Raw genomic sequence first — 21,561 nt, 5'->3', positions numbered from 1 at the left:
GCTGCCTTCTAGCGATCGACCTTGGGCAGGTAGCTCATGTCGATCGGCCAATCCTTGCTCACGTAGATACCGAACGTGACCGCTCTTAAGCCGCGTTCGCGCATGATCTCGTCGATTTCGCGATGCACCGCCGCTTCTTCAGGCTCGGCTTCCTCGATCTGCTTGCCGATGATGTTGAAGCTCAGAAACAGACCGCCGCCAGGCGTCAGGACGTCGCGCTCGATGTGATCCAGAAAGCGCGTCCAGTCTGCCTTGCTCCAGACCCGGCTGGCGGTACGGTTGAAGGTGATGCGGCTGGCTGTGACCAGCTGGTAGCGCCGGTCCACTGGAATCGGCTCGCGTGAGCTGACCTTGGCGTCGACCACGGTGACGCCCAGCGCCTCGCACAGCTTGACGAACATCGGCGGCTGCGACTTGGTCAACGCGGTCGCGTCGTGGCCGAGTTCATTGAGCAGCTTGCAGAAATGCCCCCCGCCGGCACCCAGATCCAGCACTGTGATCGGCTCGCTCCTGTCCAAGGACAGCAGGCCCACCTCGGCCGCCTTGCGCTGAAACGGAATTTCAAACTTCAGGTACTTGTGCATGAAACCCTTGACCGCCTCGGGTTTCTTTTTCAGATATTCGGCCGGTGCCAGCTGCTCCGGAGAAAGATGCTTCTCGTTGGCAGCCGCAATACAGCGCGCCATGACATCGTCCAGCTTTGACATCCGATACCCCTGAACCTTGACCGCGACGCCGGACACTATACGCGACAGGTAGACACAGACTGAAGTGCCGCGGTAGCTTGGCCGAGCCTGCTTTGGCGCCGCTGAAATGCGCCAAGATGTCGCACCACAAGGAAGACCGAAGATGAAGATTTGGGTTACAGCCGGCATCGTGGTAGGCGTACTGCTTTCGGCCGCTGCAGTCCAGGCGCGCAAGCTCAGCAGCAGCAGCAGCCTCAGTACCTCTTCGATTCCACCCACGCCGGGCCAGAAAGCATTTCCGTCCGCAGCAGGCTACGGTGCCTATGCCAAAGGCGGGCGCGGCGGCGCCGTACTGTTTGTCACCAATCTCGACGACAGCGGTCCCGGCTCCTTGCGCGAGGCGGTGAAAACAGCCGGCCCACGTACCGTGATCTTTCGCGTCGGCGGACTGATCTCGCTGGCGACGCCGCTCAACATCAAGGACCCCTACCTCACCATTGCCGGCGAAAGCGCGCCCGGAGACGGCATTTGCGTGCGCGGCGACAAGGTCGTGGTGCAGACCCACGACGTGATCATCCGCCACTTCTGCGCCCGTGTGGGCAGCAGCGGCGGCACCACGCCGCCGGAAAAGCGCGACACCTTTCAGATCATCGACGCACACGACGTGATCGTCGACCACTCCTCGTTCAGCTGGTCGATGGACGAGGTGCTGGACATGGCCGATCTGAAAGAGCCGGTGGATACCAAAAACATCACCGTGCAGTGGTCGATCGTCGCCGAACCGCTGTACGCCTGGGGTACCAGCACCGAAAAGAAGGCCAAGCCCGGGCGCCCGGCGAAGCCCGAAAAAGCTGGAAAAAAGAACAAAGGCGACAAGGGCGGCGGCGATAGCGAAGACCAGGGCCACGGCTTCGGCCTGCTGGTCGGAGGAGGAGGCGGCGGCGTCACCAATGTGTCGCTGCATCATAATCTGGTGTCCCAGGCACATCAGCGCTCACCGAACATCGAAAGCGGCGCGACCGCCGATTTCATCAACAACTACGTGTTCAACTGGGGCCTGCGCGCGACCTTCATCACGTCAGGTTCCAACGACGGCAAACATCACTACTACGGCCCGCTGTTCGTCAACGTCATCAACAACATCTACAAAGCAGGCCCCGGCGCGGGCGGCGGCAGCAATCTCGACGGCCGCATCGTCGTTGGCCAGAAAAAGATCAGCTCGGCACAGCCGATCACCGATTCTCGCGTGTACATCCGCGGCAATGTCGACGGCAACGGCAAGCCTGCGGACGAGGCGACCGATGGCGGCGGCGCACTGCAGTTCGCTGCCGCGGCGCGCGCTCAGGTGCTGATGGCCTCACCGATCAAGGGCGGCCCGTTCGCGCTGACGTCGGAGGGAACCCAGGGGCTGGGTGAAAAAATTCTCGCCGGTGTCGGACGCACCGTGCCGCGGCGCGATGCCGTCGATACGCGCATCGTCAACGATGTTCGCCAGGGTGTGGGGCGTCGCATCCAGTCGCCGGACGAAGTCGGCGGTTATCCGGAGTTGCGCAGCGGCACGCCGTACCCGGACGCCGACCATGACGGCATCGACGACAACTGGGAAAAGGCGCACGGCCTGAATCCCAAGGACCCGGGCGACGCACAACGCGATCGCAACGGCGACGGCTACACCAATCTGGAGGAATTTCTCGACCAGCTCGCCAGTGGCAAGCTGGTGCAGCGCTAGTGCAGCGCTAGCTCAGCTCGGCAAGCCCGAGTTCGGCCAGGATCGGATTGACGCTGGCCAGGAAGGTGGCGCGCTCCCCCGCTTCGGCCTGCTCGATCATGAAATCATTGTGCCGCTTGCGGTCGAAAGTGTCGGCAAAGTGGATCTGGTGCTTGCGCAGGAACTTGTGATCGCGCTCGACGAAACTGGCATGTACGTCGCGTGCGAGCTGCAGATCGAAGCCCCAGAATAGTTCGTCGTTCCAGCCCTGCTGCCGGGCCATCCGCTTGACCAGCTTGCTGGGGATCGCCTGCTCTCGGTTCTTGTCCTTGTTCTTGCGATTGCGCAACCAGCTGTCACGTCGCTGTACGGGCTCCAGGGCCTTGAACACCAGGCGCGAGCACTCGATAGTCCTGGGACCGACACCGGTATTGTGGCGCTCGATCTCCTGATCCTCGGACGGCTTCACTCCCATCAGCTGATACAGGGTTTTGACGTTGTCTTCGCCATTGGGAAGGCAGATCAGCTTGTCGGAGATCGACTCCCAACCGGCAAACACAACCTCGTAGCACCAACGATCGTTGCCACGCTGCTCGGCAACATGATCGGCAAAAGGCCGCGCGTGATTGAAGTTCTTGACCTGCTGCGTATAAGCCGAGTTCAGGCAGGCCACGTATTCGCGGACGAACCCCACCGTGACGATCGAATAACCGAGCGAATCGGCGAACTCGCGCAGGCGCTGGTAGCGGCTGGGCCTGCTCGGATCGACCGGCTCCGGCTCCGCCTGCGGATTGAACTTGGAGGCACCGGGCTTGTTGTCCAGCGAGGTGAAGCCCTCCGACGAAATGATCACGTTCTGCGGCTGTTTGCGCTGCAGCTCCTTGTGCAGATCGTCGAGAGACCCGTTCTCCGGCACGAAGCGATTGTGCCGGTTGAGCTCCCAGGCGATGTTCTGATGCGCACGCGTATTGTGGTCGGTCGCGGTCAGCGGGAAGTACAGGCCCTGCTGGATCAGCGACTTCCGATCCTTGTTCAGCGCGCGCTGGATCGACGTGCTGCCCGCCTTGTGCATGCCGACATGCAGATACAGAGTTTTCATCGAGCTTCGAAACCTTGCAGAAAATGGGCCGCGCGCACCGCTGCCGGTGCTGGCGTCAATTGTAAAAGCGGCATCTGGGCGATGGCAGTCGTCACTCGATCAGGACCGAAAACGGCAGCATGCCCTGGCGCAGCACCAGCCCCGGCATCGCCAGCGAAGGCTCGGCGCAACGATCGAAAATGTTGCCCCACTTCTGCGGCGCATTGGCCGGGCCGACACGCGCCTGAAATGTGGTGGCGTAGCTCAGGCGGCCGGAAGAACCGGAACTCAGGCGAACAATCCAGCGCGACCGCGACGACTGATTTTCGACATCGACACCGATGATGTGCCCGCTGCCGGTCCACTCGAACCCGAAATGTTCGGCGGCACCGCGATCCCCGATGTAAATCTCAAGCCCGCGTTCGGCGTAGAGCACCGTGCCGCTGATGCGGTCGCCGTCCCGGACGATCGATGCCGGATCGGTACGCGGCGAGGTTTCGAACGGCACTTCCAACAGCGACCAGCCGCCATTGCCACCATCGAGGCCGGGATCGTAGACCGGGCGGCGTATCGTCATGCCCAGCCGGATGTCGGGATTCCGGGTCACCGCTTCGCGAACGATCCGCGCCGCGCGCGCACCGTATTCGCGCAGCAGCGCTTTCGCCAGAGGCCCCCAATGCACCGCCTGGCCTTCGCTGAAGCCATAGTCGCCACAGAACCAGTATGGCGAGCACACCGGCGCAATGCCGGGTTCGGACAAGGCCGCGACCTGGGCCAGCGTGATGTCCGAATGGGTGTTGGCATTACGACGTGCCGGCGCCACCAGAATCGTCGTCAGCATCCAGACCGGCTGCAGCTGGCCGGTGCGTTCGCGTATCTGCTGATCGAGACGCCGGCGCAGCTCGACCATGTCACGTCGATAGCACTCCGGATCGGTAGCGCGCTTGCGATCCTCTTCGCCATGGTCCCACAAAAAATGCGGTACCCACAGGCTTCTGCCATAGCCGCGCGCGATGGCGACGGAGCGATCCACCGTGGTCAGAAAATTCTGAAAAGCCTGCGAGCCTTCGGACAGGTCGGCCAGCAAGCGGCCGCCCTGGCCGGCGCTGCGGTACAGGTAGACGGTCGCCGGCTGCCCGAGTGCATCGTCGCTGGCCAGGGAGTGCCGCAGAAAGGCGCAACCGCCGGATTCACCGCTGGCCGGATTTTCGCGCGCGGGCACGATGTCGCTCAGGCTGGCGCCGTCGAGTACGCGCCCCTGCACCCCGAGCAGACCGGTGTCGAGCATCATCGCGCGCTGCTCGTCGACGACATCGGACACCGGCATCACGCGGCCGCGCCCCAGCTTGCGCAAGCCGCCGGCCTCGGCGTTGGACTGGCCATACGCGATGGTCAACAACAGCGGCTGCGAGCTGTCGGCCAGGCGCGTCGGCTGCAAGGCGGCTTGACGCGGACGCGCGCGTTCGCGGCGCGGCACGGCCACGTCGGCGGTCTCGACCGGACCGGCGGCCGCCGTTATCGCGTCGACGGCCTGCGGCCTCGCAACCCCGGCGGGAGATGGGGGCGACAAGGCGGCAAGCCGTGCTTCGCGCCGCGCCCGGCGCTTTCGCTTGCGCTCCTTGCGCAGTGCATCTTCCTCGGTCACCGGACTTATGCCAGGCCGTATTTTTCGAGCCAGCCGATCGCCGGCCCGCCAAACAACTGCGCGCAGTCGCGCAGTTCGTCGCCGAACTCGGCAACCAGGCAATCACGCATCGCACCTTCAAGCGCCGCCCGCGGCCGCCCGGTCTTGGGATTGTGCGACAGCGACAACTCGCCGCTTTTCTGCTGCGGATCACCGCCCAGGTATTGCAGAATCCGGCTGCGCGTGGCCTCGGGCTCGGCAATGACGTCGTCGAGAAAAAACCAGCGCAGCCGCGATTCCGGAAAACACCCGGCCCAACGGCGGTAGATCTGTGCCGGATAGGACAGATAGCTGTAAGGCTCGGCGTGGAGCACCTGTCGCAACGCGACCGGATCGTGGACCACGGCCTCGTCCAGCTTCCCGCGGCTCAGCGCGTCATTCAGATTGGACCAGAGGCGGCTGATGGGATCACGCAACATCAGAATCACTTTCACCTGCGGCAGCCGCTGCGCAATCGCCTGGATCATCGGCAACTCGAGCTTGCTGTAGGCAGGCGTGATATCGCCCGTCAGCCTGCCGCCGGAGAAGGAAAACAGCGAAGCGTAGATGTCGAAGTCGGGAACGCGCGATTTGCGCAGGCTCTCTAGAAGTTGCTGAAACCCTGCCGCGTCGGCGCCAACCGACCGCCTGCTGCCTTTGTCCACCATCGAGCGATGCGGGAAAGGGCGGTCGAAAAAGTGTAGTTCCTTGATCGGCGGCATCCAGAAATCGGGATGCTCCTCGAGCTGGTTGTAGAGCCAGCGTGTACCCGCTTTCTGCAGGCCTATGCCGATGAAATCAGGGCCGCTTCCGGTTGCCGCAGTTGCCACAAAAAACTCCTGAATCATTGGCGTTGATGATACGGCAGCCAAGCGGAGGCTAGCGGCGCCGGGACTCTAGGCGAGCCAGAATCGCACTGTCAAACCGCGGCGCGAGGCTGATCCTTGCCTGTAATGGGGGTGCGTGACAATATCCCCGGGCCCCATCGTGGAGCGCTCTCGTCAGACGCCGGCCGCGTCATTCGGCAGCAAACTTGCAAATCCGGGCTGCCATCGATTCCCAAACAAAAACCGACCGCCAGGCCACGCTGGCGATGGCCGCCTCACGGTGCGATCCCGCCTCATTCGACCCAAGGAGATTTTAGTGAAACTCGATGAAATTGTGACCCAGGTAGCAGCCTCTTCCGGCATCAAGGCCGGCGAGTTGAAGAAAGCCATCGACAGCGTATTCGCCACGATCAAAACGACCGTCGAAACCGGCGACAAGGTGTCGATCCCCGGGCTAGGTTCGTTCGTGCTCAAAAACCGTGAGGCGGGTGAAAAGGTCAACGCCAAGAGCGGTGAAAAACAGATCGTAGAGGCCGCCAGCTTTCTGACGTTCAAACCAGCCAAGACCGGCGCCGGCAAAAAAGACAAAACGGCCAAGGCGGAAAGAGCCGAAAAGAAAGACAAAAAAGATAAGAAGAAAGTCGAGGCCTAATCAGCCACCGCCACTTCGGCCGTCAGCATCTTCGACACCATCAACCAGAGACCCGCGTGACTGTGAACCCAACAGCGACCGGCACCCGCAACGCTGCCGCCGCCCTGCCCAGGGGCATCCTGATTCTCGGCGCAGCCAAGAGCGGCACCACCGCATTGTTCTACGCCATCCAGAACACGCTGATCAAGCGCCATGGCCTCAATGCCAAAGGCCTGTTCGAGCCGATCGAGGCGGAGAAAGTTCAGGCGTATCTGGACTCGGCCGTCGATCCGGTACCGCTGATCAAGGTGCTGCTCGGCCCGTTCATCCGCAAGGAAATGAAGCTGTTTGATGCCTTCGAGAAGAAGGTCATCATCTATCGCGATCCGCGTGACAACGTGATCAGCCGGCTGGTTTTCATGCTGACGCGTCTGATCGAGCCGGGGCAGAACGACAAGATCGAGGCCGTGCTCGAATTGCTGCGAGGCAAGGAACGAGCACCGGAATCGATCAGCGTCGCCGAGATCATTCGCCAGGTCGGCCGCATCACCGGGCGCGAGGGTCTGCTGGCCAGCGTTCGCAACAACGCGCTGCTGCCGGCAAAGATGAAACGCCAGGATGGCGATCGCTATTTCATGATGTCCTACGAGGATTTCGTCGAAAGCCGCTTCGACGCACTGAATCGCTACCTGGGTTTCGAAGTCGATCCGGAATTCGAGGTCGGCGGCAAGCACACGCATATCGTCCGCACCAAGTCATCAGGCAACTGGAGGGACTGGTTCCTGCAGGAAGACGTCGACTACTTCGTCAAGGAAGTGGCCGACGACTACGCACTGCTCGGCTTCGATGCGACGCAGCAGCCGCTTGCCGACAAAACGCTCGATCCCAAAATCGGCAGTGAATACGCGCTGGCACAGTTCACGCGGCTGGGCGACAAGCGCCCCGGGCACCGCGGTGACGCGCGCAAAAAGAAGACGCCTGAAGTCAAGGCCGCCTCGGCCCCCAGCCCCGCCGACCAAGCGGACAGGAGAGCCCAGCGCAAGGCGGCCAAGCAAGCAGCCGCCGCTGCGCCGGTGAGTCCTGACAATGTTGCGGCCGCAACCAGCAACGAAGACGAAGCCGCACGCGCTGCAAGAAAGGCGCAGCGGGAACGGCGCAACGCGAAACGCGCCGGCGGCGAAAAAAGGGCAAAGAAAAAAGCGCAGAAGCCCTGAGGTATGGACGACTTCTGCAACAAGCTGTTCCTGGTCGGCGTAGGCGCACAGAAAGCCGGCACGACCTGGCTGGCCCGGTATCTGGGCGAACACCCGGATGTCTACGTGTCGCGGCTAAAAGAGCTGCACTATTTCGATGCGGTGTATCCGACGCCGTCGCGGGTCGACGTCGGCAAACGCATGATCCGGCTGGCCAAGGAGGTCAGCGAGGGCCTCGAGCAGAACGGCAGCAAGGTCAACACCAAGATGCTGGACAAGCTGCTGACGGTGATCGACCGGCTGCAGATGCAGGCCGATCCAAAAAAATATCCGTACATGCGGTTCTTCCGCGAACGGGTCAAGGATGAGTCGGTTTTCTGCGACATCACGCCGGGTTATTCGCTGCTCGATGCGACCGGTTATCGCGCGATCATCGACATGCATCCGCGCGTGCGCTTCATCTTCCTGATGCGCGACCCGATCGAGCGTTACTGGTCGGCGCTGCGGATGGGCGTGCGCAAGATGAAGAATTTCAATCCCGACCAGCGCTTTATGGATCTGCTTGGCGACAAGGATTACTTTTACCGCTCGGACTACAAACGCACCATCGAAGAACTCGAGAAAGTCGCCAAGCCCGAGCAGATCAAGTACGTGTTCTACGAAAACCTGTTCACCGACGAAACCGCGGCCGACATCACCTCGTTCATCGGCGTGGCGCCGTGGCCTGCCAAGTTCGACCAGATCGTCAATCCCGGCGCCAAGATTCCCCTGGCGGCGGACAAAATGGCCGCCGCCTACGCGGCCTATCAGCATATCTACGACTTCGTCTTCGACAAGTTCGGCGACGCGGTGCCGGCCAGCTGGCATGCCACTGTCAAGCAAGCGCAGCAAGGCTAGCCTCGTCAGTCCACTTTCAGCAGCCGAACCGCAGACGCGATGACGTTCTATCTTCACATCGGCATGCCGAAAACCGGCACGACCACGATCCAGGCTTTTCTCGAACGCAATCGCGACCTGCTCGCGAGCCGTGGGGTGATCGTGCCCCGCGCCACCGGCTCGCAGAATCACCGCAAGCTGACCGCCTACGCGCTCGACGATACCGAGCTGGATCACACCCGGCGCATGCTGGGTCTGTTGTCGGCCGACAAAGTCGCACAATTCAGGCTCAAGCTCGATAGAAAGCTGTCGGCAGAAGCCGCGGGCTGGCCGGCCGGAAACAGCATCGTGGTCTCCGGCGAGAACATGTCGCAGCTGCGCCAGCCAGCCGAACTGATGAGGCTGCGCGATCTGCTGTCGCCGCTGACGGCCGGCCAGATCAAGGTCGTAATCTATCTGCGCCGTCAGGATCTGTTCTACCTGAGCAGTTATTCGCAGCACATCAAGGCCGGCGGCACGCGACACTGGTCGGAAATGGTCGGCGACGCCAAGAAACGCCTGTACGACTACACGCGGTTTCTCAAGCCCTGGGCCGAACATTTCGGTGAAGCGAATATCGTGGTGCGACCTTTCGAACGCAGCCAGTTCGCGAAGCAGGATCTGCTGTCCGATTTCCTGAGCGTCATCGGCTTGGATGGCGAGCTATCGGGCTTCGATATTCCGGAAACCCAGAACCAAAGTCTGGACGCTCAAACCGCGGAATACCTCCGCCTGATGAATCCGCAGTTCCCTCGCTACATCGACGACGTGGTCAACCTGAGCCGGCGGGAGCTCGTGCGCGCGATGGAGGCGATTTCCACCGGCCCCAAGCTACGCATGGCGCCGGAATTCGCCCACTCGTTTCTGTCGCAATTCTCCGGCAGCAATGCCGAAGTCGCGCGCCGCTATCTGGGGCGCGAAGACGGCTTTCTGTTTCGCGAGAAACCCGATGACTGCGGCGAAAGTGCCCCGCAGCTGAGCGTCGACCAGGCAATCTCGATCAGTGCCAAGCTATGGGCATTCAAGAACCCGGTCGTGGCATCCGGTAGCTCCGATGCACCGGCGGATGGGGACGCCGACGGAAGAGGCTAAATCGCTGCTGTATTATCGTCGGGAACTTCGAAGCCCGATCAAGAGCGCCGCGTTGAAGACATTGTTGATCCATGTGGGAATGGGCCGTGCAGGCACCAGTGCCCTGCAGAAGTTTCTCGCGCTAAATCGAGACGCGCTAATGACGCGCGGCTGGGCTTACCCGGACGAAACCGCTTTTGGTCTGCCCGCCAGAGGATCGTCGGTCGGCAACCTGACATCGCTCGCTCTGCTGGCACGTGAGGGCCAAGCCATCGACGAGCCGCTTGCTCAATTCTCTGCCTACCTTGGATCGGGGCAAACCGATCACGTGCTGGTTTCCAGCGAATGGACGATGGGTACCGGAGAAGTGCTGCTCGCACCGCTGAGGCTGGCCGCGGAGCGCGCCGGCTTCAGCGCGAAGGCGATCATCTATTTCCGCGAACAGTGCGAGTGGCTGCTGTCGGACTATGCGCAGAAGCTGAAGACACAGAACTGGACCCTAACCGCCGAAGAGTGCATGCAACAGGCCTTGCACGGGCGCAACCTGAACTACTACGCCAAGTTCCTGAGACTTACTCGCCTGTTCGACAAAGAGCGGGTACAGGCTCGTATTTACGATCGCGCGAAGCTCGTCGGCGGCGACATACAAAGCGATTTTCTCAGCGTCATGCAGGTCGATGGTGATGGCCTGCAACGAGTCGACGCCTCCGTGAATGCGTCAGCCGACATGGTGGAAGTCGAACTGATGCGCCTGATCAATCGCAATGAAGCCTCGGGCCTGAAGATCGATAAGAACCGGCTGCTTCAACTGGCCTCGGAAATCCCGGGCGACCGTGATCACCGCCTCTACCGGCTGGTGTCGCCAGCGTCGATCCAGGGCGTTCGTGAGCGTTATCGCAGATCCAATAAAAGACTGCAGAACGAACTGCAGCTTCCCGCGCCGCTGTTCAACCTGCGCATTCCGTCGGATTACGAAACCATGGATGAAGCCTGTCTGATTTCGGAACGCTCGGTGCAGATTCTGCTCCGCTACCTGGAAACCGTGAGGCAAGCTCCGGATCACAAGCCGCTCAAGCCGTCTGCCGTGCAGGCCACTAATTGAAGTTCACGGCTGGGCAAATTCTGCGGCCCGTCACTCTGGGCTGCGAGGCACAGCCCGCGGGCGGCTGGTCATCACAGTCGGCGGTGCAGGCTCGATATCGCCTCGGCGAGTCTGCTCCTACCTTTCAGCTATCCCCGGAGATGGCGGGCGAAGCACCGACTCAGGGCCAGGGCCTGACGCACGTGATGAACTGGCATCGAAAGCCCAGCCTGATGGTCGAAAAACAGATACTGAGCCTACCGGGCGCACTGCATGCCGGGCAGGCCTGCATTCTGGATCAGCAAGGGCGCTGGTTCGCGGAATCGACTACGCACGAGGGCCGCGCGGCGCGAGGTGAAAATCTGGAGCGACGCCGTGACTCCCTACAGATTCTGCGCGATTTCGAAATTCGCGATCAGGTGGAGGAGCCTGTCGTTTACATCGGCAACGCCACCGGGCAGTTCGGCCATTTTCTACTCGATCTGGTCCCGCGCCTGTGGGCAGTCGATCAGGCACGCGCTGCCGGTTTGCGGATCGCCGCTTACTCGGCAAACGGAAATCTGCTGCCCTTCCAGCAGCAGGTCTTCGAAGCGTTCGGTCTGAAACCGGCCGATATCCTGCTGTTTTCGGAGCCGCTGCGATTCAATCAGCTGTACCTGCCGACACCGCTGTATCGCCTGCACCGCGGCGCCCATACCGATGTGCTGCTGCTATATCGACGCATTAGCGAGCACCTGCTGGTCGGCCGGGCGCCACTGGCACCACGGGTTTACCTGAGCCGGCGCAAGTGGGACAGGCGGCGCGTGCTGAGAAACGAACTGGAAGTCGAGAGCCTGTTTCGGTCACATGGCTTCGAGGTGGTCAACCCGGAGCTACTGTCGTTCGCCGACCAGTTGCATCACGCCGCCGGAGCGGTGGATATCGCGGCACCGATCGGCAGCCAGACGTATCTGTCGTTGTTCCAGCGAAAGCCAGGCAGCATCACGGTGCTGGCGCCACCGAACTTCGTGTTCCCCGACGATGCAATCATCGCTGGCTTGAGCAATGCGCGATGCCGTTTTTTTCTGGGGCAGACGGCACCGGATGCCATCAGGAAGGCTCGCGATGACGACTTCAGCGTCGATCTGGAGCGGCTGGCCGACTCGTTGGAGCGCTGGTTCGGCTAACTGATTCCAAAGCCGATGAGGCGATGCCGCCAAAATTTCGTCTCAGATCGCCGGACTTGATGATTCGACGCGGGAGATGCGATCTCGCACCTGCAGCAGCCGCCGCGCACGGAAATGCACCAGGTTGCGGTACAGCACCAGGTACACCACGGCGAACACCGCGCAGCTGATCTTGAGCACCTGCGGCTGATCCCAGAACAGCACCGCCGGTACCGCGGCGAGCAGCGCGAACGGCCACATGTACATCGCCGCCAGCGAGCTCTGCAGCGTCTGCAGACGCGGGTTGTGCGCGTTGCTCATGCTCTTGATCAGGCGGTGATAGACCAGGCTATGCATGTGCAGCCGGTCCGGCGAGCCCGGCGAGCGGCCGCGCACGAACATGCGACGGTAGGCCGAATACAGCGTCTCCCAGATCGGGTAGACGCCGAGCAGCATCGGGAACCACGGCGACACGCCGGGGTTGCGGCACACCAGCAGGATCGACAGTTCGGCGACCAGCAGGCCGGTGAAGTAGGCGCCGCCGTCGCCGAGAAACAGGCGGCCGAACGGGAAGTTCCAGACGAAGAAGCCGAGCAGCGCGGCGACGCTGAGCACCGCGACCGAGAAGATGAAGCTGTCGCCGACGACGTTGGCCACCGCGGCGATCGCCGCCAGGATCACCATGCTGACGAAGCTGCTCAGGCCGTTGCAGCCGTCGACGATATTGACCGCGTGCGACACGCCCGAGGCCGCGAACAGCGTCATCGCGAAACCGGCAATCGCGTAGTTCGCCAGGATCGGATCGAGATAGCCGATGTCCAAAAACGTCAGCTTGGCGCCGAGCAGCCACCAGCCCAGCGCGGCCGAGGCCATCGTCGTGACCAGTCGCACCAAGGTGCCGAGGTTCTGGAAGAAATCTTCGAGCAGGCCGATGCACAGAGCCGGCAGCAGGGTCAGCGCAAGAAACAGCGTCTCGGCGTCGAAGTCGTCGCCGTCCAGCGTCAGCGCCCGCAACGCGATCAGCAGGCCGCCGGCAACCGGGATCGCGCCGAGCCGCGGCACCACATGAACGTGGGATTTGTGCGAGGCCTGCTGCCGGTCGATGCCGAGCCGGTAGCGCAGCGCGACGCGCAGGGTCAGGTAACCGAGCGACGCGCTGCACAACAGCGCCACCACCGCGATCGCAATCAGCCCCATAACCTGCTCCCTAAGGCTGCCCTTCAGAAGGCAACCGCGTCACTTTGTCGACCCTGCCCCGATTCAGAACCCCGCTGGCAGCCCGATCTACTCAGAACGCGAGGTTCTTTGGTTAGTCGGAATTGGTCTGCCTGCTGGCGAGTATACGCCGACGTTCGTCGGCAAATCATCAAAATCGATGTGATCTGGTGACTTTTTTGCGTCGCCCCCATAACAGGGGTTAGGCAAGGACTAAGCCGGCCGGCTCAAGCAAGCGAATCGGTCTAAGCCAGCGGTTTATAAGGATTATCCGAAGTGTCGATTACGTTCTGAGGACATAAGCGCCGTATGTCGGATGGTCCGTATCCTGGCGTTCGCGAAGGAAAAATCTTGCGTCTCGGAGCAGAAAAGCGGCGCTCCACCCGATCGACCGGCTTACTGAGAGAAAACCACCAGAGCGCGCCTCACGGGCCGATGCCGGCGATCGGCAGGCCCCGCTTGAAGGTCATTCTCGGCCGCAGCTGTTGCAGGTCCAGGCGGGCCCGCTTCCAGGGCCGGTCGAGCAGACACAGGTCCGCCTCGGCCCCGGCTTGGATCTGCCGCGGCAGCCGCTGCCGAACGTCCGCGGGCATCAGGAACAGCGCCAGCGCCTGCTCCGGCGTCAGGCTCTCGTCGGCGCCGATGACGACGCCGCCCCCGGTACGGCGCGACACCGCGGCCTGCATCGCTTTCCAGGGATTGGCGTCGCCGAACGGGGCGTCGCTGCTGCCCGCCAGCGTGATCCCGGCGTCGCGGAACGCGCGCAGGCGGTACAGCCAGGGCCGGTCGTCGACGTCGACGTCGGTGACATAGGCATCGCCGCGCTCGGCGATGAAGCCGGGCTGGCTGACGACGGCGACGCCGAGCCCGGCCATCCACGCGAGCAGTTCCGGCGGCGTGACGCCGGCGTGCTCGATGCGATCACCGGGCACCACGCCGGCCTCGGCCAGCGCGGCGAGCGCGAACGTCAGATCGGTGCGCGACACGCAGTGGAACGCGGCGCCACGGCCGACCGCGTGACTGCTGCGGATCGCGGCGCAGAGCGCGTCGAAGTCCGGCAGATCGGCATCGTGCAGATGAAACTTGTGCGCGCCGCAACGCACCGGGCCGGCGCGATCGACGCAGCCGTCGAGGCTGGCATCACCCATCATCAGCACGTCCTGCAGCAGCTCGCCGCGCTCGATCGCGGACGCGAATACCTCGAACATATCCGCGCCGTTGCCGGGCGTGGTGTCGGTGACGCCGGTGATGCCGTAGGCAGCGAGCTGACGGCTGACCGCGTGCAGGCTCGGCCGGCGCGACGGCCGGCGCGAGCGCAGCCAGTCGTCGGCGTCGTAGAGCCGGCCGGTGTAGCGGCCGGCGGCGTCGCGCTGCAGCGGCGTCGCATCGGATTCGCTGGCGCCGATCGCCTGCAGCGCCAGTGAATTCAGGATCCACAGCCGGCCGCTGCGATGCTGGATGCGCAGCGGCCGCGGCGGCCCGTGGCGGTCGAGCCAGTCGCGGTCGATGTCGCCGGCGACGGACTCGTGATAGCCGATACCTCGCAGCCAGGCGCCGCCTTCGAGTTGCGCATCGCGCGCCTGCAGCGCGCGCTGCAACTCGTCGACGCCATGCAGCTGCGGCGGCCCGCAGACCAGCGACTCCTGCGCCGCGGCGTAGGCGTACAAATGCAAATGATGGTCATGCAGCGACGGCAGCAGCGCGCCGCCTTGCGCATCGATCACCGTCTCGCCGGCCTGCGCTTCGAGCTGCTGCGCAATCTCGGCGATATGGCCCTGCGCGATGCGCAGATCGACGATGCGAGGTTGCGCGATGCCGATTTCGGCGGCGCGGATCAGCACGCGCGGGCCAGCTCGATACCCAGCCCGGCCAGCACCGCGTCGGTATCCGCGCCCAGCAGCGCCGCGGCCCGCACCGCCGTGCGCGCCTGCGGCGCCTGCACGCGCTGGCGCGACGCGATCAGTTGTTGCATCCACTGCCGCCGGCGCGCGTGTGGCGCGCCGGCGGTTTCGAAATCCGCGCAGCCCCTGACGACATCGACCAGCGCAATGTCGACCAGCCCGCCGCCGCCGCGCTGCCAGCCGCTCCAGGCGGCGAAGGCGGCATGCAGGCCCGCCAGCGGATCGGCGATCGCATCGCCGCAGATCAGCCAGCGGCCGGTCGCCGCGTGCAGCTGCGCCGACAGGCCGCCGGCGACACCAGCGTCGTCGCCGTAGGCGATCCACTGCGCGTTCGGCTCGGTGCGGCCGTAGCCGGTCAGGCTGATCCAGGTCTTGCGCGGATCGGCTGCGACCAGCGCTTCGGCGTCGATACCGAGCTGGCGCAGCGCGCGCGGCCGCGACGCCTCGACGACGATGTCCGCACGCCGCAGCAGCGCCAGCAAGGCGGCGCGGCCTTCACCGCTGCCAAAATCCAGCGCGACGCTGCGCTTGCCGGCATTCATCAGATCGAAGAACGCCGCCACGCCATGGCGCGCGCCGTCGGGGCGATGCAGGCTCTCGATCTTGATGACCTCGGCCCCGCAGCACTGCAGCAGATGCGTGCACAACGGCCCGGCCCAAAGCGAGGACAGGTCGACGACGAGTGGCGGCTTTTCCCCTCTCCCGCGTGCTGGAGAGGGTGGCCCGCAGGGCCGGGAGAGGGCCAGTCCGTTGAGCAGGCCCTCTCCCCCCGCTACGCGGGACCCTCTCCCACACGTGGAAAAGGGGACAGCATCCGCCACCGCCAGCCCCAACGTCCGCCCGCGCTCGACCAGACTGCCGACGCTGCGCACAGCAACGCGCTCGGCCAGCCCGTCCCAGCCGCTGCCGACCTCGGTCTCCAGCCAGGCCTCGAGCAGGCCCCAGTCGTCGGCGCGCGGCAGGTTCAGCGCGATGCGGCCGTCACTGGCGCGCAACAGACGGCAACTGCCGTTGGGTGAAATCGCGCCGTTGCGCGCGTGGCCGGTGATCGCGGCGCGCTCGGTCAGCAGCTGCGAGCCGCGCAGGCCATTGAATGCGGCTGGCGGCGCGACCGCCGCCAACGCTGCGAGCACACCATCGGCGCAGGCCGCGATCGGCGCCGGACACAGTTCGGCTTCCAGCCCAGCGTCGCCGGTCAGCATCATCAGCCCGCAACGCGCGGCGGCAACCACGGGATGCTCGTCCGGCAGCTCGACCGCGCCCGCCGCATCCGCCAGGCCGGCGGCGCTCAGCAGCCGCCCGGCGTAGCGCCGCGCGGTCTCCTCGACGGCCGGCTTCAGCCCGTCGCGGTATTGCGCTGCGCCCACAAGCTCTCTGCGCGCTGACGAATACCCTCGGTCATTCCGGCGAACCCCGCTTCAAGTCTGGTGCCCATCATGCCGCGCACCAGCGGCAGCAGCCAACCGCGCAGTTCGAAATGCGACTGGTAGCGCGTGCGATCGCCGCCGATCGCCTTGACCTCGTGCGAGCGCGCGCTGGCCAGCGCGCGCAGCGGCGCCGGCTTCATGCGGTAGCTCAGCCGCCGGCCCGGCACATGCTCGTGCATCCATTCGCGCTGCTTTTGCGCCTTGGCGAACAGCTTCACGCGCATGTCGATCGCATCGCCGGGTTTAAGGCTCGAACTGCATTCGACGACGAAAGGATTCCATTGCGGATACGCGGCGAGATCGGTGATCACTTCCCAGACGATGCCGGCCGGCGCCCGGATCTCGATGCTCTTGTCGATGACGAAGCTCATCAGGCCACCGCCGCTGTGTCGATCAATTCCTGGCGAATCACCCGGCGCAGCACCTTGCCCAGTTCGTTGTACGGCAACTGCTGCCTGAACACGATGCGCTGCGGCACGCGCGACGAGCGCAGCTGCGCTTTCACCAGCGCCTGCAGTTCGGCGACGCTGGCGACCTCGCCCTGCTTCAGCACGATCGCGGCCGCCACCGCTTCGCCCCACTGCTCGTCCGGCATCGCCACCACGGCGACGTCGGCGACCGCGGCGTGGCGCAACAGCACATCCTCGATCTCACCCGGCGAAATGTTCTCGCCGCCGCGCACGATCACGTCGTCGGCGCGGCCGTCGAGAAACAGATAGCCCTCGTCGTCGAGATAGCCGCGATCCTTGGTCGGGAACCAGCCGTCGGCGTCGAGCTGACTGCCCAGCGACTGGTATTCGCCGGATACCTGCGGCCCGCGCACGAACACCAGGCCGGCCTGCTCGGCACCGAGCACGTTGCCGGCTTCGTCGCGAATTTCGATTTCGACGGCGCCGGGCTTGCCCACCGACGCCAGCCGGCGACGCACGCGCGGATCTTCGCTGGCCGCGGCCGCGCGATGATCCTCGGGGCCGAGTACCGCGATCGTCGAGCTGGTTTCGGTCAGGCCATAGGCATTGGTGAATGCGACCTGCGGCAGCAGCTGCATCGCGCGCTGTATCGTCGCCAGCGGCATCTTGCCGCCGCCGTAGGCCAGCGCGCGCAGCGATGGCAGCTGGGCATCCCCGCCCTGCTCGTGCAGATGATCGACGACTCTTTGCAGCATCGTCGGCACCAGGAAAGCATTGCTGACCTGGTGCTCGCGACAGGCGGCGAGCCAGGACGCCGCGTCGAAGCCTTCGAGCTGCACCATGCGCCGGCAGGCGTAGGTGCTGCTCAATACCGCGGAGATGCCGGCGATGTGATACGGCGGCACCGTGACCACGATCGCGTCGTCCTCGTCGGCGGCGGCAAACTCGACCGTGCCGACGATATAGCTCATCAGGTTTTCGTGGCGCAGGATCGCGGCCTTGGGCTGGCCGGTGGTGCCGCTGGTGAACAGCTGCACGGCGACGGCACGCGGATCGTCGGGCGGCTCGATGGCCGCCGTTTCGCGCGGCGTAAGCAGCGTGCCGCGATCGACGATCTGCAGATCGTCGCGTGTGTCGATCAGCGCGTGATAGTCGGCGCTGGTCACGATCAAGGCCGGCGTGATGCGCGCGATCAGCGCGTTGATCTCGGCCCTGGTCAGCCGGTAATTCAACGGCACGTAGGGTACGCCGGCATAGGCGGCGCCGAAGATCGCCACCGGTGCCGCGGCGCTGTTGACATCGAGCAGCGCCACATAGGCGGCGCCGCTGGCCTTGATGCGCTGCGCGGCCGCCATCGCCGCGATTTTCAGCTGCGCATAGCTCAGCCGCGTCCCGCCGCAGACGACGGCGATACGCTCACCGAAAGCCTCGGCGGCCATGTCGAGCAGGGTGGCGATGTTCATTTTGCGTGAGGCCTGTTCTAGAAACCGTAGGAGCGGACCCTGTCCGCGACTCGGCACTGCCAGATCACAGTCGCGGACAGGGTCCGCTCCTACAGGTGACGATTGGCAGGGCTCAATCCGACGACGGCAACTGCTTCGCCTGCTTCACATCCAGCGCCGCGCCGTCCAGCGACAGCGTGCCCTTGCCGCCCTTGGTGCACAGCAGCTCCAGCGACTCGTCGTCGTTGACATAGCGCTTGCCCATCAGGGTGCCGGCCGCGAGCGCGGGATCGAGACTCGCGCCATCGGCGGCCGTGGCGGTGCCGGCCAGCATCGCGGCGCCGCCGCAATGAAGCTCGTGCTCGCCCGGCAGCGCCTTCACCACCATCACCTGCGTATCGCAAACCGCGCTTTTGTAACGCGCGCCCGCCTTGATTACCGTCGCCATGCTGCCGCTCTCCATTGGTGTTTCGGCTTATGGCGGCAGTTAAGCACGCGGCGCGGTGACCGACCTCGTCCAAACGGCTAAGCGCTCGAACAACTGCGCGCGCGCCGCGAACAGAAAGTGCGCGTGGCCGGTGTCGGGCAGCACCTGCAGGGCGATGTCCCGGCTGGCGGTGAACGCGGCCGGAATCTGCTGCGGCGGGCCGGCCATGTCGCGATCGCCGACCGCCAGATACACCGGCACGTCGACGCGCGCGGCATCCAGCGCGACATTGCCCGGCAGCATCGACTGGTAGGCCGGCAACGGCAGCAGCGGCTCGTCGGACGCGGCTTTCAGTGCGGCGATACCGCGCGGATCGGCGCTGCTGCCACCGAAGATGCCCTTGGCCTGCGGATCACGCTGAACTTTCGGGTAAGGCTCGCGGAACATTTTCTGCGCCAGCGCCGGCAACTGCTCGCGCAGCCGCCGCGGATCTTTCGCGAGTTCGGCCTGCGCCGGCGGCGTGTAGTCCGGCAGTCCTCGCGTCGAGAAGCCGAGCAGAGCGATCGCGGCGTGCGGCTTGTATTGCGCCTGCTGCAACAAGGTCAGCATCGCGCCCATCGAATGGCCGACACCGATGCTGCGCAGCATCGGCAGATGCGCGCGCAACTCGCCCAGTACCTGCTGCAGCGCTTGTTCGTTGGCCTGCGCGAGCAGGCTTGCATCGAGTGCATAGCCATCGGCCGGTCTCGTGCTGTCGCCGATGCCGAGATGGTCCATCGTCAGCACGTGAAAGCCGCGTGCACTCATCTGCCGGGCGAAGCTGAAGGACGTATCGCCATCTTCGGGCTGCAAATCGAAGTAGCCGCGATTCATGCCGCCGCCAGGCAGGCAGACCAGCAGGATGGGATCTTCGCTGACGCGGGCAGGCTCGAACAGCGTCGCTGCGATTTGCAGCGCGCTTTCGTTGGGCAGCGTGAGTTGCAGCGGCAGACGTAGCGTCATCGGCGTTCTCAACGAAACGTCATCGAATTCCCTGTAGGAGCGGACCCTGTCCGCGACTGAAAATTGGCAGGGCCCAGTCGCGGACAGGGTCCGCTCCTACAGGTGCAGCGATCAAACCGCGGACAGGATCGCGCCGGCCATTCCCGACGACACCAGCACGTTCTCGACCTTGCGCCGCGTTACCTGATTCACCGAGGTGCCGCGCACCTGGCGCACGCCTTCGGCCATGCTGTTCATGCCGTGGATGTAGGCCTCGCCCAACAGGCCGCCATGCGTGTTGATCGGCAGCGAGCCGTCGATCGCGATTTCGCCGCTCTTGATGAAGTCCTTGGCCTCGCCCTTGCCGCAGAAGCCGAAGGCTTCCAGCTGCATCAGCGCATGCGGACTGAAAGCCTCGTACAGCATCGCCGCCTGCATGTCGCCGGGCTTCATGCCGGTCTGCGCATACAGCCGCTTCGCCACACCCCAGGCCTCGGGCATGATCGTCAGATCATCGTGGTAGTAGTTCGAGATCACCTCGACGTCGTACGGAATCGACTGGCAGGCCCCGGTGATTTTCACCGGCTTCTGGCGCAGATCGCGCGCACGTTCCAGGCTGGTGATCAGCAGCGCCTGGCCGCCGTCGCTCTCCTGGCAGCAGTCGAGCAGGCGCAGCCAGGGCTCCTGAATCCACTTGCTGTTCTGGTGATCTTCCAAGGTGATCGGCTTGCCGTAGAACCAGGCTTTCGGATTGGTCGAGGCATACAGCCGCTGCTGCACGGCCAGATAACCGAGATCGCGATTGCTGACGCCGTAGGTGTGCATGTAGCGGCTGGTCTGCAGCGCGCCCCAGCTCGCCGGCGTCATCGCGCCGAAGGGCACGCACCACAGCAGCGATCCAGTGCCGTTGCCGGCCGAATAGCCCATTTGTCCCTGCGTCGGATTCTGGCCGAAGCGATACTGGCTGCGCTCGTTCATCGCGCGCCAGACCAGCACGTTGTTGCAGACGCCGGCATTGACCATCGCCATCGCCTGGTAGATCGTCGCCGCCGCCGCGGCGCCGCCGCCGGGAATGCGCGCGGTGTAGGCCAGATCCTTCACGCCGAGGCAGCGCGCGAGGTTGATCTCGTCGCTGTTGTCGATGGTGAAGGTGATCATGCCGTCGATGTCGCGCGGATCGACGCCGGCGTCTTCACAGGCGGCCAGCGAGCATTCCGCCGCAAGTTGCAGCTCGCTGCGGCCGGATTCTTTCGAGAACTCGGTGGCGCCGATGCCGGCGATCGCGGCCTCCTTGAAGCTGCGGCTCATTTGGAACCCCGCGGTTTGAACACCGGCACTTTATGTTTCCCCATCGTCGGCTCGAACATGACTTCGACTTTCATATCCATCTTCACGTCTTCGGGTGCGACGCCGACGACGTTGGAGACGAAGCGGATGCCCTCGTCGAGCTGGATCACCGCGACGATCGGCGCCTCCTTGAAACCGAAGGGATGCGGATGCCGCGGAATCGTCCACGAATGCACCGTGCCATAGCCCGACAGCGGCACCTCGACGCGATTGAGGCTGTGGCAATGCGGGCACATCGGCCTGGGCGGAAACGTGAATTGGTTGCAGTCGCCGCATTTCTGGCCGACGAATTCTTCGCGATCGGCCGCGTCCCAGAACGACTTCGCGTCGGTGGTGACGATGGGCGCAATGCGCGTCGGTTTGGGTGCGGCGGGTGCTTCGGTGGGTTCGGTCACAATGTGTCCTGATGGTGT

20 protein-coding genes are annotated in these 21,561 nt (G+C 64.3%); 7 read left to right on the top strand and 13 right to left on the bottom strand.

Features of this window, described 5'->3' with window-relative positions; all coding sequences use genetic code 11:
• Window positions 1-8 precede the first annotated feature (8 nt).
• A complete protein-coding gene (locus ACQZF9_RS01715) occupies window positions 9-686 on the bottom strand; it encodes a hypothetical protein (protein WP_428311553.1) in 678 nt (225 codons plus the stop codon).
• A 163-nt stretch (window positions 687-849) separates the two neighbouring features.
• Here ACQZF9_RS01715 and ACQZF9_RS01710 point away from each other — a divergent pair, with 163 nt between their 5' ends.
• The gene (locus tag ACQZF9_RS01710) at window positions 850-2,415 is read left to right on the top strand and encodes a hypothetical protein (protein ID WP_428311552.1); all 1,566 of its coding nucleotides are present in this window, start codon (window positions 850-852) and stop codon (window positions 2,413-2,415) included.
• Window positions 2,416-2,422: 7 nt separating this feature from the next.
• On the opposite strand, the gene ACQZF9_RS01705 is transcribed toward ACQZF9_RS01710, so the two are convergent.
• The 3 genes from ACQZF9_RS01705 to ACQZF9_RS01695 all read right to left on the bottom strand — a co-directional run bounded on the left by ACQZF9_RS01705 (window position 2,423) and on the right by ACQZF9_RS01695 (window position 5,983).
• The gene (locus tag ACQZF9_RS01705; protein ID WP_428311551.1) at window positions 2,423-3,493 is read right to left on the bottom strand and encodes a hypothetical protein; all 1,071 of its coding nucleotides are present in this window, start codon (window positions 3,491-3,493) and stop codon (window positions 2,423-2,425) included.
• 91 nt (window positions 3,494-3,584) lie between these two features.
• Window positions 3,585-5,117 carry a hypothetical protein gene (locus tag ACQZF9_RS01700; protein WP_428311550.1) on the bottom strand — a complete coding sequence of 511 codons (1,533 nt, stop codon included), beginning with the start codon at window positions 5,115-5,117 and terminating at the stop codon, window positions 3,585-3,587.
• Window positions 5,118-5,122: 5 nt separating this feature from the next.
• Window positions 5,123-5,983 (bottom strand): sulfotransferase, encoded by an 861-nt coding sequence (locus ACQZF9_RS01695; protein ID WP_428311549.1) that lies wholly within the window; start codon window positions 5,981-5,983, stop codon window positions 5,123-5,125.
• Between the two features lie 295 nt (window positions 5,984-6,278).
• Between ACQZF9_RS01695 and ACQZF9_RS01690 the strand changes: the two genes are divergently transcribed.
• Genes ACQZF9_RS01690 through ACQZF9_RS01665 form a run of 6 tightly spaced genes read left to right on the top strand, consistent with a single transcriptional unit; the run spans window position 6,279 to window position 12,019 of the window.
• A complete protein-coding gene (locus tag ACQZF9_RS01690) occupies window positions 6,279-6,614 on the top strand; it encodes an HU family DNA-binding protein (RefSeq protein ID WP_428311548.1) in 336 nt (111 codons plus the stop codon).
• A 56-nt stretch (window positions 6,615-6,670) separates the two neighbouring features.
• Complete coding sequence (locus ACQZF9_RS01685; protein WP_428311547.1) at window positions 6,671-7,807, top strand: hypothetical protein; 1,137 nt, start codon at window positions 6,671-6,673, stop codon at window positions 7,805-7,807.
• A 3-nt stretch (window positions 7,808-7,810) separates the two neighbouring features.
• Complete coding sequence (locus ACQZF9_RS01680; protein WP_428311546.1) at window positions 7,811-8,683, top strand: sulfotransferase; 873 nt, start codon at window positions 7,811-7,813, stop codon at window positions 8,681-8,683.
• 39 nt (window positions 8,684-8,722) lie between these two features.
• Window positions 8,723-9,793, top strand: a complete 1,071-nt coding sequence (locus tag ACQZF9_RS01675) for a hypothetical protein (protein WP_428311545.1) — start codon at window positions 8,723-8,725, stop codon at window positions 9,791-9,793.
• Window positions 9,794-9,845: 52 nt separating this feature from the next.
• A complete protein-coding gene (locus ACQZF9_RS01670; protein WP_428311544.1) occupies window positions 9,846-10,874 on the top strand; it encodes a hypothetical protein in 1,029 nt (342 codons plus the stop codon).
• On the top strand, window positions 10,871-12,019 hold the full coding sequence (locus ACQZF9_RS01665) for a glycosyltransferase family 61 protein (protein ID WP_428311543.1): 1,149 nt from the start codon (window positions 10,871-10,873) through the stop codon (window positions 12,017-12,019). Before ACQZF9_RS01670 ends, ACQZF9_RS01665 begins: the two co-directional genes overlap by 4 nt.
• Before the next feature lie 42 nt (window positions 12,020-12,061).
• On the opposite strand, the gene ACQZF9_RS01660 is transcribed toward ACQZF9_RS01665, so the two are convergent.
• From ACQZF9_RS01660 to ACQZF9_RS01620, 9 genes are all read right to left on the bottom strand, one after another.
• Window positions 12,062-13,195, bottom strand: a complete 1,134-nt coding sequence (locus tag ACQZF9_RS01660) for an MraY family glycosyltransferase (protein WP_428311542.1) — start codon at window positions 13,193-13,195, stop codon at window positions 12,062-12,064.
• A gap of 443 nt (window positions 13,196-13,638) precedes the next feature.
• Window positions 13,639-15,054 (bottom strand): amidohydrolase family protein, encoded by a 1,416-nt coding sequence (locus ACQZF9_RS01655; protein ID WP_428311541.1) that lies wholly within the window; start codon window positions 15,052-15,054, stop codon window positions 13,639-13,641.
• Window positions 15,048-16,481 carry a CoA transferase gene (locus ACQZF9_RS01650; RefSeq protein ID WP_428311540.1) on the bottom strand — a complete coding sequence of 478 codons (1,434 nt, stop codon included), beginning with the start codon at window positions 16,479-16,481 and terminating at the stop codon, window positions 15,048-15,050. The genes ACQZF9_RS01655 and ACQZF9_RS01650 overlap by 7 nt, the downstream gene beginning before the upstream one ends.
• Window positions 16,451-16,912 (bottom strand): SRPBCC family protein, encoded by a 462-nt coding sequence (locus ACQZF9_RS01645; protein WP_428311539.1) that lies wholly within the window; start codon window positions 16,910-16,912, stop codon window positions 16,451-16,453. Before ACQZF9_RS01645 ends, ACQZF9_RS01650 begins: the two co-directional genes overlap by 31 nt.
• Entirely contained in the window at window positions 16,912-18,414 is a 1,503-nt protein-coding gene (locus ACQZF9_RS01640; RefSeq protein ID WP_428311538.1) for a class I adenylate-forming enzyme family protein, read from the bottom strand. Before ACQZF9_RS01640 ends, ACQZF9_RS01645 begins: the two co-directional genes overlap by 1 nt.
• A gap of 112 nt (window positions 18,415-18,526) precedes the next feature.
• Window positions 18,527-18,841, bottom strand: a complete 315-nt coding sequence (locus tag ACQZF9_RS01635) for a hypothetical protein (protein ID WP_428311537.1) — start codon at window positions 18,839-18,841, stop codon at window positions 18,527-18,529.
• A 39-nt stretch (window positions 18,842-18,880) separates the two neighbouring features.
• On the bottom strand, window positions 18,881-19,822 hold the full coding sequence (locus tag ACQZF9_RS01630; RefSeq protein WP_428311536.1) for an alpha/beta hydrolase: 942 nt from the start codon (window positions 19,820-19,822) through the stop codon (window positions 18,881-18,883).
• A gap of 111 nt (window positions 19,823-19,933) precedes the next feature.
• Entirely contained in the window at window positions 19,934-21,109 is a 1,176-nt protein-coding gene (locus ACQZF9_RS01625) for a thiolase C-terminal domain-containing protein (RefSeq protein ID WP_428311535.1), read from the bottom strand.
• Window positions 21,106-21,543 (bottom strand): Zn-ribbon domain-containing OB-fold protein, encoded by a 438-nt coding sequence (locus ACQZF9_RS01620; RefSeq protein ID WP_428311534.1) that lies wholly within the window; start codon window positions 21,541-21,543, stop codon window positions 21,106-21,108. The genes ACQZF9_RS01625 and ACQZF9_RS01620 overlap by 4 nt, the downstream gene beginning before the upstream one ends.
• Between the last annotated feature and the right edge of the window lie 18 nt (window positions 21,544-21,561).

The sequence above is a fragment of the Hydrocarboniphaga sp. genome (genome assembly GCF_965279055.1).
GTDB lineage: Bacteria > Pseudomonadota > Gammaproteobacteria > Nevskiales > Nevskiaceae > Hydrocarboniphaga.
The sequence above is the reverse complement of the archived record's forward strand: the minus strand, read 5'-3'. Positions and strand labels throughout refer to the sequence as shown.